The organism is Nitrospirota bacterium (genome assembly GCA_016212185.1).
In the GTDB taxonomy this organism is placed as follows: Bacteria; Nitrospirota; Thermodesulfovibrionia; order UBA6902; family DSMQ01; genus JACRGX01.
Window position 1 is genome coordinate 1 of sequence record JACRGX010000019.1, and the last position, 17,911, is coordinate 17,911.

Genomic DNA, 17,911 nt, shown 5'->3' on the forward strand with positions numbered 1-17,911 from the left:
ACATGATTTTGCCGGACAGGGCAGAGGCGATAATCCGGGCGGTATCAATGACGGAACAAGGCGACACCCTGCTTGTTGCGGGTAAAGGGCATGAGGATTATCAGGAAATAAACGGCATACGCCGCCCTTTCAGCGACAGGGAGGCTATAAAAGACGCAATTAATAATTAAAATGAGAGGACTATTGAAAACTGTACTAATAACGTCCTATTCGTTGTTGTTGGGTTTGTCATTCTCCGGCTTGACCGGGGAATCCAGAGTCTTTTTTAAGGAAATGGATTCCCCGATTAAATCGGGGAAGGACAGGTTTAACGGTATTTTCGGATCAATGACGAAAAGACGAACATTGCTTACGTAGATATGGCAATGTTAACAGTAGATGATATTATAGAGGCCACGGGGGGAAGATTGATTTCAGGGGGCACTGGTTCATTTACAGGCGCATCTATTGACTCAAGGACAATCAATAAGGGCGAATTGTTTTTTGCGCTTAAGGGCCCGAAATTTGACGGTCATGATTTTCTCCCTGATGTTGTTTTAAAAGGCGCAGGAGGCGCTGTTGTAGACAGAAATACGCGATTCAAGATTCAAGACTTGTCAGACCTGCCTACCGGACTGGCAGGCGGCAGGCAGAACCCGCGATTCACGATAATTGCGGTTGAGGATACACTGAAGGCGCTTCAGGATTCAGCGCATTTCTTAAGGATAAGGCGGGACCTGCCGGTGATTGCAGTCACGGGAAGCAACGGTAAAACTACGACAAAGGAAATGATATACAGGATTCTTTCAAGCCGTTACCGCGTGCTTAAGAATGAGGGGAATTTAAACAACCATATCGGAGTGCCGCTTAGTTTTATGAAGATTGAGCCCGATGACGAGGCGGCTGTTCTTGAATTCGGGATGAACGCACCGGGCGAAATAAGACAGCTTTGTGAAATGATGACGCCTGCATACGGCGTAATTACAAATATAGGGCCTGCACATATCGGAAGGCTCGGCAGTCTTGAGGCAGTAAGGAGCGCAAAGCTTGAAATCCTTGACGGCATTCAGACAGCAGTCCTTAATGCAGATGATGATTTTCTGATGCAGGGTGTAAAAGGCTTTAAGGGCAGAATGGTTACATTTTCAATAAACAATGACGCTCACGTAAGGGCGGAGAACGTTGCAGTTCAGGACACTGGAAGCCGGTTCACGCTGGCAATCAGGGAGAACGCAAGAGTTAAGGTCCATCTTCATACCCACGGTGTTTTTAACATATATAACGCCCTTGCGGCATCCGCCGTTTGCTATTCCCTCGGCATGACAGCCGGGGAAATAAAAACAGCGCTTGAGAAATACAGGGCCTTTTCTTCAAGGTTTGAGGTCATAAAAAGCGGCGGCGTTACGCTGATAAATGATTCTTACAATGCAAATCCGCAGTCAATGAAAGAGGCGATAAAAGGACTTGGCAGTTTTAAGGGCGGCGGGAGGCTGGTTGCGGTATTGGGTGATATGAATGAATTGGGTGAGTTCTCAGGGGAGCTTCACAGGACAATCGGCGGTGAGGTAACGGCGGCGGGTATTGATGTGTTTGTCGCAGTCGGGAAAATGATGAGCCTTGCTGCAGAGGAAGGTCAAAGGCAGAGGAACGGCCGGAAGATTCTGACCCCTGAAATTTATAAATTTAATGAGGTATCAGATGCAAGACAGGGAATTCTTGATATTATTAGGCAGGGCGATACAGTGCTTGTGAAAGGCTCCCGTTCAATGACCATGGAGAAGATAGTAGAGAAAATCAGAGGGAGGGAAACGGAATGTTAGCCGCCCTTTTTTACGGCATGCATGATTGGTTTTCGCCGTTTAATCTCTTCCGTTACATTACATTCAGGACTACGCTTTGCGTGATTACTGCGCTTTCCCTGAGTTTTATTTTTGCGCCCGGCGTGATAGAAAGACTGAAGAAGTTCAGTGTTACGCAATATATAAGGGATGACGGGCCGAAAAGTCATCTTACTAAAACAGGGACGCCGACAATGGGCGGCGTCTTGATACTGTCATCAATAATTATCAGCGTGCTGATGTGGGGCGATCTGACGAATAAATATGTCTGGATAATGCTTGTTACGACTGCAGGATTCGGGCTTGTCGGTTTTGCGGACGATTACCTTAAGATTACAAGGCAGAACTCAAAAGGCTTAAGGGCGTGGTATAAGTTCGGCGCCCAGATAGCTATTGCGCTGGCAATCGGCATGATACTTTATCATGACCCAAAGGATCAGTTTGCATCAACTCTCAGCATACCTTTTTTTAAAAAATGGCTGATAGACATGGGCTGGTTCTACATACCGTTTTCTGTTTTTATGATAGTCGGCTCTTCCAATGCGGTTAATCTTACCGACGGGATAGACGGGCTTGCAATCGGACTGATAGGCATTGCGGCGCTTGCCAACGGCGCGCTGGTGTATATATCGGGACACTCAGGGTTTGCACAGTATCTGCATGTCCTTTATCTGCCTGGGATAGGAGAGCTTACAGTTTTCTGCGGCGCCATGTTTGGCGCAGCGCTTGGTTTCCTCTGGTACAACAGCTACCCTGCGGAGGTCTTCATGGGCGATGTCGGCTCTTTAGGGCTCGGAGGGGCGCTGGGTACGCTTGCAGTGATAACAAAACAAGAAATAGTTCTGGCGCTGGTTGGAGGCATTTTTGTCATTGAGGCGCTCTCGGTAATACTCCAGGTTGCATCCTTTAAATTTACCGGAAGGCGCATATTAAAAATGGCTCCGATACATCATCATTTTGAACTCAAAGGATGGCCTGAACCCAAGGTCATAGTAAGGTTTTGGATTGTGGGAATCATACTTGCACTCTTAAGCCTTACGACTTTAAAGGTGAGGTAACAATGAGAAAATTTCAAATTTCAAATTTCAAATTTCAAATTTTTTGTTTACCGTTCACTGTTCACCGTTCACTGATTACTGCCGTTTTACTGTTCACTGTTCACTGTTCACTGTTCACCGTTGCTTATGCTGACGACGTCAGCGCCCGCTCCGCGCTTATTATGGATGCATCAAACGGCAGGGTTCTTTTTGCCAAAAACCCTGATTTAAAGCAACCTGCCGCAAGCACCATAAAAATAATGACTGCCATTGTTGTCGCTGAAAACGTAGATCTGGACAGTGTAACGACAATTACGAGCAGGGCGGCAAACCAGCAGCCGTCAAAAACAAACCTGAAAAAAGGCGACAGAATAAAAATCAGGGAACTGCTCTATGCCGCTCTGATGGAATCGGCTAATGACGCGGCAACTGCACTGGCAGAGGCTGCTGCCGGCAGTGAGCTGAAGTTTGTGAAGCTGATGAACCAAAAGGCTCTTGAGATAGGCGCAGCCAATACAAAATATATAAATGCAAACGGTCTTCCGGGGAAGGGGCAATACTCAACTGTTTCCGATCTCGCAAAGATAATGCAGTATGCCATAAGAATTCCTGTCATAAAAGAAATCCTTACAACAAAAGTCAGAGAGATAAGCACTGAGGGCGGAAGAAAAATTTTTGTCAGGAATACAAACAGACTTTTGTGGGCGGATGATGATTTTCAGGGAGGCAAGACAGGTTTTACCCGTACGGCAAGGCACTGTTTTGTCGGGGCGTCAAACAAGGAAAATAAGGAAATTATAATCAGCGTTCTCGGCGCGCCGAGCAGGCCTGCCCTCTGGTCCCAGTCTGAAATGCTTTTTGGAAAAGGGTCCAGGATATCCAATATGCAGGAAGAGCCTGTTATTTATATTACCTCGCGGGATACCAATATCAAAAAAATTAAATCGAAGTTGCCGCCCAAAGCCGTATCTAAAGGTAAAGGCAAAAAACATAAAAGACATTTAGTAAAAACAAAAGGGACAAAGGTTGCAGGAGAAGGAAAGAACCAGAACATTTAAGGATAAAAACGTACTTGTAGTCGGCCTGGCCAGAAGCGGCGCCGGCGCAGTGAATATACTTGTCTTACTTGGCGCAAGGGTTTGGATAACAGATATAAAGCCTTATGATTCCCTGAAGGAGACCATTAAGCTTCTGCCGCTTTCTGTTGAAGTTGCCGCCGGAGAGCACTCCGAAGAACTCTTTAACAAGGCAGATATTATTGTTGTAAGTCCCGGCGTGTCTCTTGGTATCCCTCCGCTTATGCGTGCAAGAATAAAAGGCGTGCCTGTAATCGGCGAACTTGAGCTTGCTTACAAAGTTATACAGGGATTAGGGATTGGGGATTGGGGGCAAGTACAAAAGCAATCTCTTAACGTGTTACCAACCCCCAACCCCCAACCCCTAATCCCTTTTATTGCCGTTACCGGAACAAACGGAAAGTCAACAGTCACTACTCTTGTGGACCTGATGCTTAAGCGGGCAGGTTTTAAGACCCTGCTCGGCGGCAATATCGGGAATGCATTGACGGAAGAAATATTAAAGACAGTGAACAGTGAACAGTTGACAGTGAATAGTAAAGAAAAAGACCCGTTGCGTTTTTTGCCTGATGCCTTGCCTGAGTTCATTGTTGCCGAAGTTTCCAGTTTTCAGCTTGAGTCAATAGAGGAGTTTAGGCCAAAGGCGGCCGCAATTCTTAATATAACCCCTGACCATATGGACAGGTATCACACGGCAGAGGAATACATAGATGCAAAGGCAAGGATTTTTGAGAATCAGGGAGCAGGGGATTTTCTGGTTCTCAATGCCGATGATCCTGCGGTAATGAAAGTTGAAAGTGAAAAGTTAAAAGTGAAAAGTGAAAAACCAAAGATTTTTTATTTCAGCCGGCAAAAAGAAGTGGAAGGCGCTTATTTAAAAGACGGATTAATTTATTTTAACCTGCCTGAATTCAACCTTCATCTTTCAATTTTCAACCTCCAACCTTCATCCTTTCGCATCAAAGGTGTTCACAATCTTGAAAATGCGATGGCGGCCTCATTGGTTGCGCTTGCATCCGGCTGCCCGGCAGACGCCGTCAGGGACGTGCTCATGGATTTTCCAGGGCTTGAGCACAGGCTTGAATTTGTCTGCGAGATTGACGGAGTTAGTTTTATTAATGATTCAAAGGGGACAAACATAGGCGCTGTTATTAAATCTCTGGAGAGTTTTGAGAATATCATCCTGATAATGGGTGGAAGGGACAAGGCAGGAGATTTTACCGTACTGAGGGACTTGATTGCAAAAAGGGTCAAGACGCTGGTCCTTATCGGTGAGGCAAAAGAGAAGATTGCAAAGGCGGCAGAGGGTGCAACTGACATGGTGTTTGCCGCTGATATTAATGATGCTGTTGAGAAGTCTATGTCAAAGGCTCGCAAAGGAGATGTTGTGCTTCTGTCTCCGGGATGCGCGAGTTTTGACATGTTTTTAAATTTTGAGGATAAGGGGAGAAAGTTTAAAGAGGCCGTAAAACAAATTAAAAATTAATGAAATGAAAAAAACACACAGCATATTAATACCGGTTGGGATACTTATTTTTGTCGGGTTGTTAATGGTTTTCAGCTCAACCGGCTTGATATCAAAAGAAAAATATGGGAATGGATATCACTATTTGTGGATGCATCTTTTCACTGTTGTGATTGGGCTGGCGGCAATGCTTTTTCTGGCGCAGTTGGATTACCGTAAATTAAATAATCGGTGGGTTATTATCATTCTGCTTGCAGTATCGCTTGGTTTGCTTATTCTCGTATTTGTTCAGGGCATCGGCGTTAAAGCAGGCGGCGCAAAGAGGTGGATTAAGTTATGGCCCTCAACATTTCAGCCGTCAGAGCTTGTAAAGTTCACAACGGTTCTGTCGCTGGCATATTATATTGAAAAGTATGCATCAAAAATGAAGAGCCTCATATATGGGCTCATAATCCCGCTTACAGTTGTCGGCGTGTTCCAATTGATTATATATAAACAGCCGGATTTCGGAGCGATTATCAGCCTGAGCATAATTACAATTACCCTCTTATTTATCGGAGGGATAAGATTAAAATGGAATTATATTGCAGGGCTTATTCTCACAGCTGCCGCAGTTTTTTATAAATTTGTATGGTTAGTCCCGTACAGGAGAGCCAGGGTAATGATTTTCTGGGACCCGTGGAAGGATGCGCTCGGCAAGGGGTTTCAGCTTTCGCAATCGTTTCTTTCATTCGGCATGGGAGGGGTTACCGGTGTTGGTCCCGGGGCAAGTAAGCAGAAACTGTTTTACCTGCCTGAACTCCATACGGACTTTATCTTTTCTCTTATCGGGGAGGAATGGGGACTGATTGGCGTATCTTGCATACTCGGTCTTTTTATCTGGTTTTTTCTAAAAGGTACAAAGATAGCCGAGCGGACAGAAGATCCTTTTGGATATTATTTGGCAATGGGACTAACCTTAATGATAGTGAGTCAGGCGCTGATTAATTTTGCCGTGGCAATAGGTCTTATGCCTACAAAGGGGCTTCCGCTGCCTTTTATAAGTTATGGAGGTTCGGCGCTTCTTGTAAATATGATGGCTGTCGGAGTGCTGATAAGCATACAACGGTCAGTAAACTCTAAAGGATGGACCGGGGAGAGGGGGAGATACACACAGTAGGAGATGAAAATAGTGATTGCAGGGGGCGGCACAGGAGGGCATGTTTTTCCGGGCATTGCAGTTGCGAGGGCCTTTAAAGAAATACAGGATAATACAGAGGTGGTTTTTATAGGCACTGCGCATGGAATAGAGTCAAGCATAGTCCCTAAGGAGGGTTTTGACATAAGATTAATAAGGGCGGAAGGCATTGCAGGCATGAACATATTCAGGGCTGCCGGCGCTGCATCTAAGATCCCGCTGTCGCTGAAGGATTCTTATGCAGTTCTTAAAGAGATTAGGCCTGATATGGTACTGGGAGTCGGAGGCTACTGCTCAGGGGCGGCGGTCTTAACTGCAGTCATGATGGGCATACCTACAATGATACATGAGCAGAACTCAGCGCCGGGAATTACGAACAGAATGCTTGGCAGATTCGTTGATACAGTCACCGCAACTTACCAGGAGTCTCTCGGGTTCTTTCCGAAAGATAAGACATATCTTACAGGCAATCCCATAAGGCAGGAGATACTTAAAGGAGACAGGGAAAGGGGCTATAAGTTTTTCAGCCTTGATAAAGGGCTTTTTACGGTGTTTGTCTTTGGAGGCAGCAGGGGCGCAAGCAGCATCAACCGTGCGGTAAGCGAGGCGCTGGTATATCTTGACGGGTTTAAAGATAAAATTCAATTTTTGCACCAGACCGGTGAAAGAGATTTTAACGGCGTGCGTGATTTCTATCGTACGAGGGGCTTTAAAGGGACTGTTATCCCCTTTGCGCATAATATGGCAGATGCATATGCAGCGGCTGATCTTGTGATATCAAGGGCAGGCGCAACAACACTTGCCGAACTTACGGCATGCGGAAAGGCGGCCATCCTTATTCCATATCCCTATGCGGCCAATAACCATCAGGAGCATAACGCAAGAAAATTATGGGATATGGGCGCTGCACAGATGATTCTTGACAAGGAGCTTAACGGCAAGTCTCTTTCTGAACTGATAAAACACCTGTTTGAAAATCCGGACGCCATAGGCGAGATGGAGCGTGTAAGCAGAACGCTCGGAAGGGCTGATGCTGCGCAGAAGATTATTGAACTCGCAATGGGATTGGTAAGGAAAAGACAGTAAACAGTGAACAGTAAACAGTAAACAGTGAAAGGGGATTAGATGTAGTGTATAAAAAATTTGAGACAGTGTATTTTGTGGGCATAGGCGGCATTGGAATGAGCGGCATTGCTGAGGTCCTTAAGAACCTCGGCTATAAGGTCAGGGGCTCGGATGTAAAGGAATCAGAGACCATAAGGAGGTTAAGGACGTTGGGCATTGATGTAGCCATAGGGCATAAGGCTGAAAATGTCTCCGGGGCTCATGTTGTTGTCATGTCTTCAGCAGTTTCGCAGGATAACCCGGAAGTGTTGTCTGCAAAAAAACAGTCAATCCCGGTCATACCGAGGGCCGAGATGCTTGCCGAGATTGCAAGGCTCAAGCAAAGTGTGCTGATTGCAGGAGCGCACGGAAAGACCACAACCACATCCCTGATAGCAAGCGTGCTTGCCGCAGGCGGGCTGGACCCGACAGTTGTGATAGGAGGCAAGCTGAAAGGCATTGGAAGCAATGCAAAACTCGGACAGGGAGAATTTCTTGTTGCAGAGGCGGATGAAAGCGACGGGTCCTTTCTTAAGCTCTCGCCGACGGTTGCTGTAGTTACAAATATTGATAAAGAGCACATGGATTTCTTCAAAAATATTGATGAATTAAAATCAGCCTTTCTCGCATTTATAAATAAGGTGCCGTTTTACGGAGTTTCAATCCTCTGCCTGGACAACGAATACATAAGGGAAATTTTGCCCGGCGTTCAGAGGAGTTGCCGCACTTACGGCATAAATGAGCAGGCAGACTTTACTGGCAGGAATATAAGAATGGAGGGATTGAGGACAAAATTTGAGGCGGTTTTCAGGGGTGTGTCCCTCGGCAGTTTTACTGTCCCGCTTCCCGGCATTCACAACATTTGCAACAGCCTTGCCGCTATTGCAGTGGCAAGTGAACTTGGGCTTGAGATGAATAAGGTAAGAAAGTCGCTTGGGAACTTCAGCGGCGTGCAGAGACGGTTTGAATTTAAGGGCGAGGCCTCCGGAATAAGGGTGTTTGACGACTACGGACATCACCCTACGGAAATAATGGCAACGCTCAGGGCAGCGAAGGAGGCAATAAGTCAGACTCCAAATTCAGGCAGGCTTGTGGTCCTTTTCCAGCCGCACAGATATACAAGGACAAGGGATATGCTGAATGAATTTTGCAGGGCCTTTAAAGATGCGGACAAGGCAGTGCTGATGGATATTTACGCTGCAGGCGAGAAGCCGCTGAACGGCATAAACTCGGAATTTTTATTTAAGGGCATAAAGGCGGCGGGCAGTGACATTGAATACATAAAAGACAGGGCTGAGATTGCAGGTTATCTTGCAAGCACGCTGAAGGCAGGAGACATGCTGCTTACGCTTGGCGCAGGGGATGTATGGAAGATTGGGGAAGAGTTTTTAAAATTAAAAGCAACAATTAACAATTAACAATTAACAATGATGGAAGCATTAACAGAATTTAATAAGGCGCTTGAAAGGGTGAATTTTAAAGGCACAGTCAAATTTGGCGAGCCTATGTCGGCGCATACGTCTTTAAGAATAGGAGGCGCGGCTGATGTTTTGGCGTTTCCTGAGGATGTTTTGTCATTGAAAAACCTTCTCGTTGCCGCAAAGGCGCAGAAACTGCCTGTTTTTATGCTCGGAGCAGGGACAAACCTGCTTGTGAGGGATGGCGGGATTGAGGGCATAGTAGTTTTCATGGAGGCATTTAAGAGAATTGAAGTCATTCAGGATGAAGGCGGGAAGGTGAGGCTTTTTGTTGAGGCAGGCGTACCGCTTCCGGCTCTGATAAATTTCACGGGTAATAAAGGTTATTCAGGCATTGAAGCGCTTGCCGGCATTCCAGGAAGCGTTGGCGGAGCCGTTTATATGAATGCAGGCTCCTTTGGCGCTGAAATCAAGGATGTTATTGAGGCAGTCACGGTAATGGATATGAACGGGAAGATTACAGTATTAAGAAAAGATAAACTGAAATTTTCCTACAGGAGTTCAAATATCTCTGATGATGTGGTAATCCTGAGCGCAAATATTGCGCTTAAAAAAGACAATCCGGAGGCTGTGACAGGACGCATAAGGGAATTTTTGAAAAAGAAAAAACTGACACAGCCCCTCGGTGAACGCTCTGCAGGATGCGTCTTTAAAAACCCCGGCGGCGACTCTGCCGGAAGGCTGATAGATGCAGCCGGATGCAAGGGGTTGAAGACAGGTGGGGTAGAGGTGAGCATGCTCCATGCCAATTATTTTATTAACAGGGACAGGGCTTCATGCGGGGATTTTATTAAGCTTATGGAGATTGTTAAAAAAAAAGTCAGGGAGCACACCGGCAATATGCTTGAGCCTGAGATAAAAATTATAGGCAAGGAGGATTAAACCTAAATTGAGTGATTCTTTTTTTGTCATTCTGGCTTGTCCAGAATCGTTCATTGTTTTAAGAAGGATTCCCGACAAGCGGGAATGACACTTGTGAGGTGATTACATTTATGACCGGAGAACTTGTTACAACAAAAAAAATCGGCATTCTGATGGGAGGACTTTCATCAGAAAGGGATATTTCCGTAAGGAGCGGGCTTGCGGTATATCAGGCACTGCAGGAGCTTGGCTACAATTCAGTCCCTATTGATACAAACAAAGACATTGTCAATACGCTTAAGAAGGAAAAGGTGAAGCTTGTCTTTCTTGCGCTTCACGGCGGCATAGGAGAAAACGGGGCAATACAGGGGATGCTTGAGGTCATGGGCATTCCTTATACAGGCTCAGGAATTATGGCATCCGCTATTGCAATGGATAAAGAGGCTTCAAAGAAAATATTCTCATATCACGGACTGCCGGTTCCGCCGTTTAAGACAGTTACAAGTTACAAGTCACAAGTTACAGGTAAAAGAAAAGGTGTGTCACAAGCTGATGATTATTTTTCACTGATAGATTTTCCACTGCCGTGGGTTGTAAAGCCTGTAGAAGAAGGCTCAAGCGTAGGGATAAGCATGGTAAAAGATGAGAACAGCCTGACGGGCGCTCTTGATAAGGCATTTCAGCTTGGCAAACGCGCAATAATTGAAAAATTTATAAAAGGCCCGGAAGTCCATATAGGGATACTCGGAAGCAGGGTTTTGGGTGGAGTTGAGGTAAAGCCTTCGCTGGAATTCTATAACTATGAGGCTAAATATACATCAGGTCTGACTGAATATATAATCCCGCCGGGTATTGATGAGGCAATATTTGAGAAGGCTAAGGACACTGCGCTTAAGGCGCATACGGCGCTCCGCTGTTCCGGAGCCACGAGGGTTGATTTAAAAATAGATGCTCAGGGAATTCCGTATGTCCTTGAGGTAAACACCCTGCCGGGTATGACCGGCACGAGCCTGCTTCCAAAGATAGCGCAGTCGGCAGGTATGAGTTTTAAAGATTTAATAGAGGAGATAATCAGGATTGCAGTTAAAGAGGCTAAAGAATAAGGGCGGCAAGTCGGCTTACCGCCGCGGCGAGAAACTGCTGGTGTATTTCAAGCGGGGGGGGATAGCCGTGTCCCTGATTGCCTTTATTGCAGTTATTGTATTTACAATAAGGTTATCAACCGGCGTATTCCCGGTAAGAAATATTATTGTCACAGGCAATGAAAACATTGAGGAGACTGATATTAGGGATGCAATGACTTCTGAAACTGCAAAGGGACTGTTAAGGGTTTCTCTTAAGGATATTGACCGGACGCTCAGGACACAGCCATGGGTCAAAGAGGTGTCTTTAAGAAAACAGTATCCGGACACCCTGATGGTCAGTATTGAAGAGACAACGGCAAAGGCAATTCTTAATTTCAACGGCAGCCTGTATCTCATGGACGGGAGAGGGAATATATTGGAGACAATTAAAGAGGAAAAGACTCCGTTTCTTCCGGTGATTACAGGTATAGATTACAGAAACAGCAAGGCAGACGTAGTTGAGTCCCTGAGGCTGATAGATGCGCTTTCTGAGGAGGGATTTCTTTCAGACAAAGATTCAATTGAAATTACCTTAAAACCTTACGGTCTTTCTATGAATATGGACGGTGAGATTTTTAAGGTCGGCTATGGAAATTATGACGACAAACTTAAAAGGTGGAAAGACCTTGAGGCAGAGATTATAAAAAGGGGCATAACTATGGAATATGTTGACCTGAGGTTTTCAGGCAGGGTAATAGTTCAGCCTGTTAAACAGGAGAGCAGTCTGCCGACAAGGAGGGATAAAAAGAGATGAGAAAGGGAGATCTCATAGCAGGACTTGATGCCGGTTCAACAAAGATATGCGTTGTTGTGGGAGAGATTAAAGAAAACGGCGTAGATATTATCGGCATCGGCGAGGTCCCTTCAGCCGGGATAAAAAAGGGCGTTGTCGTTGATATTGAGAACGCAGCGCAGGCAATAAGCAAGGCCGTGCAGGAGGCCGAGGCTATGACAGGCGTTGAAATAAAGGCAGTATACGCGGGAATAGCTGAGAGCCGGATAAGCAGTTTTTTAAGCAACGGCGTGATAGCCGTAAAGGATAAGGAAATAGGACAAAGGGACATAGAAAGGGTTATGGATGCCGCGCGGGCGATGCCGCTTCCGGTTAATAAAGAAGTGCTTCATGTAATCCCGACAGGTTTTATTGTGGACGGACAGAACGGGATTAATGACCCGAGGGGAATGACAGGCGTGAGACTTGAAGTCAAGGTGCAGATAGTGACAGCCGCCGTTACATCAGTGCAGAACCTTTTAAAGAGCTGCCAGAGGGCAGGGCTTAATGTGATTGATATTATATTTGAGCCTTTTGCATCTGCAGGCGCAGTGCTTGCGGATGGTGAAAAAGATGTCGGGGCAGGGGTTGTAGATATCGGCGGAGGCACGACAGGCATTACGCTGTTTTGCGGCGGCAGCCTGTGCCACACATCTGTTTTGTCAATCGGCGGAGGCAATTTTACAAACGATGTCGCAATCGGGTTAAGGACGCAGACACTTGAGGCAGAAAGGATAAAAAAGAGTTACGGCTGCACCCTTATGTCTATGATTAATCCCGGTGAAGAAATAGAGATTACATACGCCGGAGATAAGCCGGGCAGAACGGTGCCGAGACAGCATCTGATTGAGATACTGCAGCCCAGGTCAGAGGAACTTTTCAGCCTTGTGAAGGATGAAATAAGAAAAAGCGGTTATTACAATACGCTTGCATCGGGTGTGGTCCTTACCGGGGGCGCGGCGCTTATGAACGGTATAGAAACCATAGCTGAAAACATACTTGAACTTCCAGTAAGGGTTGGAAGGCCTAAGGGTATTGCAGAAGGCGCCGGCATTGTAAGCAGTCCGGCATATGCGGCAGGGGCAGGGCTTGTGCATTATGGCGCAAGGGAGATAATGAGGGAGAGGAGCCTTAATGGTGAAAACTTTTTCTCATTTTCAGGTGTGGCAGGCAAAGTGAATAAGGCAAGAATGTGGGTGAGGGAAAAGCTGGGGGTTCTATGAAGGATGAAAAACAACGGCATATATGCCTTCAAATAACTTATATGAAAAATTTTATAAAAAAAAGGGGAAGATATGGAACCACAGAGGGCACAGAGAAAATATTTATTGCAAATTTATTCCCGACCTGTCGGGACAAAGTTAGCATTTTAAATTTGCATTTTGAAATGATAATTGATAATTTTGCAATTAATCCTCTGTGTTCTCTGTGGTTAAATTTAGACAATACATTTAGAAAAAGGGGGAGATATGAAGATATTTGAATTTGAAGAGGTGAAGAATTCAGCAAAAATAAAAGTGGTGGGCGTAGGCGGAGGCGGGGGCAATGCAGTTAACGGCATGATAGCCGCAGGCATCCACGGTATTGAGTTTATCGTTGTAAATACCGACATGCAGGCTATTGACTCTTCCCTTGCACATCAGAAGATTCAGATAGGCGCAGACCTGACAAACGGGCTTGGGGCAGGCGCCTATCCTGAAATAGGGAGGCAGGCGGCGCTTGATGACAGGGAAGTTATTGCCGACACCATAAAAGGCGCTGACATGGTGTTCATCACCGCAGGCATGGGCGGCGGCACAGGGACCGGAGCGGCTCCTGTTATTGCAGAGATTGCAAAAGAACTTGGAATACTTACCACTGCAGTTGTGACAAAGCCGTTTATTTTTGAAGGCAGCAAAAGGGCAAAAAATGCAGAGCAGGGCATAAAGGAGCTGAAGAAATACGTTGATTCCGTTATCGTGGTGCAGAACCAGAGGCTTCTCAGCATTACAGACAAAAATACGACATGGCTTGAAAGCCTTAGAATTGCAAATGACGTCCTGAGACAGGCAATCAAGGGCATTTCTGATTTGATACTTGTGCCCGGACTTATAAATCATGACTTTGCAGACATAAGGACCATCTTAAAAGACAGCGGAAAGGCTCTTATGGGAGTAGGCAGTGCAGCCGGCGAAAACAGGGCTCTTAATGCGGCGAAGGTTGCTATCTCAAGCCCCCTGCTGGAGGAGACCTCCATTGATGGCGCAAGAGGAATTTTGATTAACATCACTGGAGGTCCCTCCTTATCTTTGCATGAGGTGAACGAGGCCTCAAGCCTTGTCAGCGATGCGGCGCATGAAGATGCCAACATAATTTTCGGCTCGGTGATTGATTCAGACCTTGATGATGATGTAATGGTGACGGTTATTGCAACCGGCTTTGAAGAGGCGCCGAAGGCGGTAATGCCTTCTTATGAAAGGTGGAGGCCCTCAAGGGAAAAGGTGGCGCTGAAAGGCTCTGAAAGGATACTTTCCAAAGATTCGCCCCTCATGAGCATGGACAGAAACAACCTTGATATTCCGGCATTCATGCGGAAACCGGATTTTAATGAAGAGGGGATAGGGCCGGTCTGAGACGGGTATTCTCATAAAAAGCCGTCATTAAAAAAAGCCGTCATTCCCCGATTTAATCGGGGAAACCATTTCCTTAGAGTCATTAGAAAAAATTACTGATTCATTCATGTTAAAATAAAAGCAAATGGGGAAGGTTTTTAAGGATAAGAAATCCAAAGGCTGCGCCCTTTGCAAACCGCACAAACACGGCTGGGCGCCAAAGAAAAAAATAAAGGTCATGGCTTTTGAGGAAGAGACGGATAAGGGAATAAAGCATTAACAGGGACACTCTTAAATCCGTCATTCCTGCGGAGGCAGGAATCCAGACCTTTCATACGTGCAAGAAACAAGACTTAAATCCCATGAAATGATAAAAATGAAGATATGACTTCATGCTCCGATAAAAGGGCTGAGAGGCGGTCCATGTTAACTGGATGAGATTGGTGTACACTTGCTTTTGTTCTAATTCATAGCTTAAAGATTTTCTTAATAAGTTCTTTCCAATTTGTCTCGGGATAGATTGATATTAATTCAATATTATTCAATGCAGCAAGCGCGGTTTTTTGTTTAGCCTTGTTCGCATATTCCCTGATATTCATTAATCCAAAAAATTCAATAAAATATTTCTTCTGATTCCATACAATTTCCCAATCCGTGCGATAATTCGAGTTAGGATATGAAACTTCTTTCTTATGGCCAATATTTAAGAAATACAGAAAATCATCGATATCTTTCTCCGCCAGTGACAAACATACATGGCCGTCTTTTGCAAGAACCATAGTCCCAATTTTCATTTTTTTGGTGCCCTCAGGTAAAATGCCGGACTTCACTAATGCCGCAAAAAAGGAGCCGAAATGCTTCTTGAAAATATCGGGAGACCACAACAAATGCAAGAGTTTGGTTAATTCAATTATTCTATTTTGTTCTTTGAATAAAAAATACAATGAACTATAATCTTGTGTAGGCACTTCACCTAAGAATTCATATAAATTGTAAAGTTTTTTAAGTTGATTATTTTCAACGTCAGTTAAATCATTAAAGACTGTTTTCATTAGGCATTTTGGACAAATTGATGAATAAATATTTACATGGACGATAGGCATATACAGATGCTGAAATGACAGCTCAACTTTTTTAAGTTTATATTTTCTTTTGCAAACATCGCAGCGCTTCTCATTATCTATATTTTCTAAGAAGTTAATTACCCTATTTCTTATGTCTTCATTCCATTCTGCAAAATAAGGTCTGGTTAAATAGGAGCATTCTGTGCAAAATGAAGGGGGAAATTGCAGTTTAATTACATTAGGATGAATTTCATCTATTTTGACCTCGGCTGCACAGACTTCACATTGAATTGTTTTATCTTTTATGTTCTGATATGAAGCAATTAACTGCTCTTTGATCCCCGGAAGTTCGAACGCCCTAGTCTGAAAGTAATATTCATAGTATCGCAGTCCTTTAAATGATACGCTGACTTGATTCTCAATCTCAGCTTTAATATCCGAACAAAAAGCTGTATAAAACGAGCCATACTTATTTATGTACTTAATTAAGATTTGATCACAATTAAAATCCCATAAAATATCTATCTTTTTTCGGGCAACAGCATAATTATCGTTATCAGTAGTACGATACCAGCCGGAGATTAAATTCCCAAAGTCTGGACAATAGTAACTCATGTATTCTTCCTATGTTGCATAAGCAGCTAATATAATGGCTTATCGTCGAGAGGCGACTGTTTTACTGGTTTAGTTAATCTATTATTTTTGAGTAATGTCTTAATTCTATGCATAAGATCCCCTTTAGTATTTGGCGCTATATATATTTCTTCAATCAGGTTGTCCACATTTATTTTTCTTGTTATTCCCTTATTGTGCTTCTCTGGCTCAATAAACCATGCGCGTAATTCCTTTTCATAGTCAAACGCTTTTCTTTTGTAACAAAAAATATTATATAAATTAGTTTCAGGGATATTATAGCTGCCATAATCAATATATTTTATTTGGCTAATAATTACGTGATTTAAATTCTCTTTTAACTTTCTTGCCGTTGTTTTAATGCTGACTCTTTCTCCTCCTCTACCTGAATAGATTTTCCACATAGCATAGGAATCACAATCGTTAATATGCCAGCAACTGATATAAATATGTTTTCTCATTTCTCTCGAAAACGTTTTTAATTTATCAAAATTACTTGCTGGTAGCATTATACTTTCTCTTATTTTTTGGTTTCCGAAGGAGAATGATCCTTCAAATGAATCTTCAAGGAGGTCTAATCTTCTAAAATAAAGCCCTTCTTTAATCAAAGATTCAAATCTATTGAAAGGCATATAGCGCCATATTGAAAGGCTGAGATCTTTCGGTTCATTAAAAGTTTCTGCAACTGTTAAGTTTTCCATTTTGATGCAAATTCTAAAGTTGATTGTCTTAAATATTTCGCCAAAAAGTCACAATTTACATTTCCCCACATAAAAAATTAAACACTCTCAGGTTTTATTGTCCCACTACTATAAAAATTCCACTACTTACCTGCTGAGAGCTTGAACTAAAATAAGGTGTTCCATCAGGTTTATTAATTTCTAAGCCCATTGTATCAGGAGAGCCATCAGTAATCGTTGCAGTAAACGTGTAGCCAGAAGTGCCGTTTACAGTACCAACTCCTGTGACTGTTGCAATACCGCCTGTTGCTGTAATGCCAGTGATTGATGTGCTACTGAGAGAGGTTCTGTTACGTGTGTAGTAATACCTGAGATAGCCCGCACTGAGATTTGAGGCATCAACATTTATAGACATACTTGCACGGAATAACGGAATAGGATAATTGTAAGCATTGCCAGAAACAGTAACTATTGGCGTTGCAGGATTACAGTCATCGTCAATGCCGTTGTTGGGGATTTCAGTTGCACCAGGGTTAACTATTGGGTTGCTGTCATCACAGTCTATATCTGATTTAAAACCATCGCCGTCTACATCTATAATTCCGCCACGCACCGGCCATACGTAGTAGCCGTAGGCCTTATCTTCACCCCCCAAGTTGCCACTGAATATATTGACATACCATGCGCCGTTCGGATAATTAATTACGTTCGTAGTTGACGACCAGTATTTGTCCCCCACATTTAAAAAAGGATGCCCGTATGGCAGTGCAACGGACTTTGAGCGGTCAATAAGACTCATAAGCTCTTTCCTGTTTGGAAGACGCCAGTCTGAGTAGCTGCACAGAGTCAAATTATTAGAGTAATCAATCGCTCCTTGCCAGTCTCTTGTTACATTAGGGAGGTTTGCATTTTTTGCCCACATCAAACCTGTGAGATTGTCTGTTACGCAATCACCATTAACACTAAATCTCGGATTAGGCCATGCCACTCCTGATAGAATCTCTCCGTCTTGCCCTGTGCCTGCGCATGAAA

The 17,911-nt window shown here is 44.2% G+C and carries 17 protein-coding genes; 14 read left to right on the plus strand and 3 right to left on the minus strand.

Annotation, left to right across the window (positions count from 1 at the left end; all coding sequences use genetic code 11):
- From HZA10_01660 to ftsZ, 14 genes are all read left to right on the plus strand, one after another.
- Positions 1-170 (plus strand): UDP-N-acetylmuramoyl-L-alanyl-D-glutamate--2,6-diaminopimelate ligase (locus HZA10_01660; GenBank protein MBI5195009.1); only part of this gene is annotated, 170 nt, incomplete at its 5' end.
- Positions 171-359: 189 nt separating this feature from the next.
- Complete coding sequence (locus HZA10_01665; GenBank protein MBI5195010.1) at positions 360-1,799, plus strand: UDP-N-acetylmuramoyl-tripeptide--D-alanyl-D-alanine ligase; 1,440 nt, start codon at positions 360-362, stop codon at positions 1,797-1,799.
- On the plus strand, positions 1,793-2,875 hold the full coding sequence (locus HZA10_01670; GenBank protein ID MBI5195011.1) for a phospho-N-acetylmuramoyl-pentapeptide-transferase: 1,083 nt from the start codon (positions 1,793-1,795) through the stop codon (positions 2,873-2,875). The genes HZA10_01665 and HZA10_01670 overlap by 7 nt, the downstream gene beginning before the upstream one ends.
- A gap of 2 nt (positions 2,876-2,877) precedes the next feature.
- Positions 2,878-3,912 carry a D-alanyl-D-alanine carboxypeptidase gene (locus HZA10_01675; GenBank protein ID MBI5195012.1) on the plus strand — a complete coding sequence of 345 codons (1,035 nt, stop codon included), beginning with the start codon at positions 2,878-2,880 and terminating at the stop codon, positions 3,910-3,912.
- Entirely contained in the window at positions 3,881-5,416 is a 1,536-nt protein-coding gene (gene murD, locus HZA10_01680) for a UDP-N-acetylmuramoyl-L-alanine--D-glutamate ligase (protein ID MBI5195013.1), read from the plus strand. The genes HZA10_01675 and murD overlap by 32 nt, the downstream gene beginning before the upstream one ends.
- A gap of 4 nt (positions 5,417-5,420) precedes the next feature.
- On the plus strand, positions 5,421-6,554 hold the full coding sequence (ftsW, locus tag HZA10_01685) for a putative lipid II flippase FtsW (protein ID MBI5195014.1): 1,134 nt from the start codon (positions 5,421-5,423) through the stop codon (positions 6,552-6,554).
- 3 nt (positions 6,555-6,557) lie between these two features.
- Positions 6,558-7,658 (plus strand): undecaprenyldiphospho-muramoylpentapeptide beta-N-acetylglucosaminyltransferase, encoded by a 1,101-nt coding sequence (gene murG / locus HZA10_01690; protein ID MBI5195015.1) that lies wholly within the window; start codon positions 6,558-6,560, stop codon positions 7,656-7,658.
- Between the two features lie 44 nt (positions 7,659-7,702).
- On the plus strand, positions 7,703-9,094 hold the full coding sequence (locus HZA10_01695) for a UDP-N-acetylmuramate--L-alanine ligase (GenBank protein MBI5195016.1): 1,392 nt from the start codon (positions 7,703-7,705) through the stop codon (positions 9,092-9,094).
- 9 nt (positions 9,095-9,103) lie between these two features.
- Positions 9,104-10,036: a UDP-N-acetylmuramate dehydrogenase gene (murB, locus tag HZA10_01700; GenBank protein ID MBI5195017.1), complete on the plus strand. Its 933-nt coding sequence runs from the start codon at positions 9,104-9,106 to the stop codon at positions 10,034-10,036.
- Between the two features lie 110 nt (positions 10,037-10,146).
- A complete protein-coding gene (locus HZA10_01705) occupies positions 10,147-11,118 on the plus strand; it encodes a D-alanine--D-alanine ligase (GenBank protein MBI5195018.1) in 972 nt (323 codons plus the stop codon).
- Positions 11,093-11,893: an FtsQ-type POTRA domain-containing protein gene (locus HZA10_01710; protein MBI5195019.1), complete on the plus strand. Its 801-nt coding sequence runs from the start codon at positions 11,093-11,095 to the stop codon at positions 11,891-11,893. The genes HZA10_01705 and HZA10_01710 overlap by 26 nt, the downstream gene beginning before the upstream one ends.
- Positions 11,890-13,134: a cell division protein FtsA gene (ftsA, locus tag HZA10_01715; protein MBI5195020.1), complete on the plus strand. Its 1,245-nt coding sequence runs from the start codon at positions 11,890-11,892 to the stop codon at positions 13,132-13,134. Before HZA10_01710 ends, ftsA begins: the two co-directional genes overlap by 4 nt.
- A complete protein-coding gene (locus HZA10_01720; GenBank protein ID MBI5195021.1) occupies positions 13,131-13,394 on the plus strand; it encodes a hypothetical protein in 264 nt (87 codons plus the stop codon). The genes ftsA and HZA10_01720 overlap by 4 nt, the downstream gene beginning before the upstream one ends.
- On the plus strand, positions 13,381-14,523 hold the full coding sequence (gene ftsZ, locus HZA10_01725) for a cell division protein FtsZ (protein MBI5195022.1): 1,143 nt from the start codon (positions 13,381-13,383) through the stop codon (positions 14,521-14,523). The genes HZA10_01720 and ftsZ overlap by 14 nt, the downstream gene beginning before the upstream one ends.
- A 446-nt stretch (positions 14,524-14,969) precedes the next feature.
- Here the strand turns inward: ftsZ and HZA10_01730 are convergent, their stop codons facing one another.
- The 3 genes from HZA10_01730 to HZA10_01740 all read right to left on the minus strand — a co-directional run bounded on the left by HZA10_01730 (position 14,970) and on the right by HZA10_01740 (position 17,801).
- Positions 14,970-16,181, minus strand: a complete 1,212-nt coding sequence (locus HZA10_01730; protein ID MBI5195023.1) for a hypothetical protein — start codon at positions 16,179-16,181, stop codon at positions 14,970-14,972.
- 26 nt (positions 16,182-16,207) lie between these two features.
- Positions 16,208-16,900 carry a hypothetical protein gene (locus HZA10_01735; protein ID MBI5195024.1) on the minus strand — a complete coding sequence of 231 codons (693 nt, stop codon included), beginning with the start codon at positions 16,898-16,900 and terminating at the stop codon, positions 16,208-16,210.
- A gap of 94 nt (positions 16,901-16,994) precedes the next feature.
- The gene (locus HZA10_01740) at positions 16,995-17,801 is read right to left on the minus strand and encodes a DUF1566 domain-containing protein (protein ID MBI5195025.1); all 807 of its coding nucleotides are present in this window, start codon (positions 17,799-17,801) and stop codon (positions 16,995-16,997) included.
- Between the last annotated feature and the right edge of the window lie 110 nt (positions 17,802-17,911).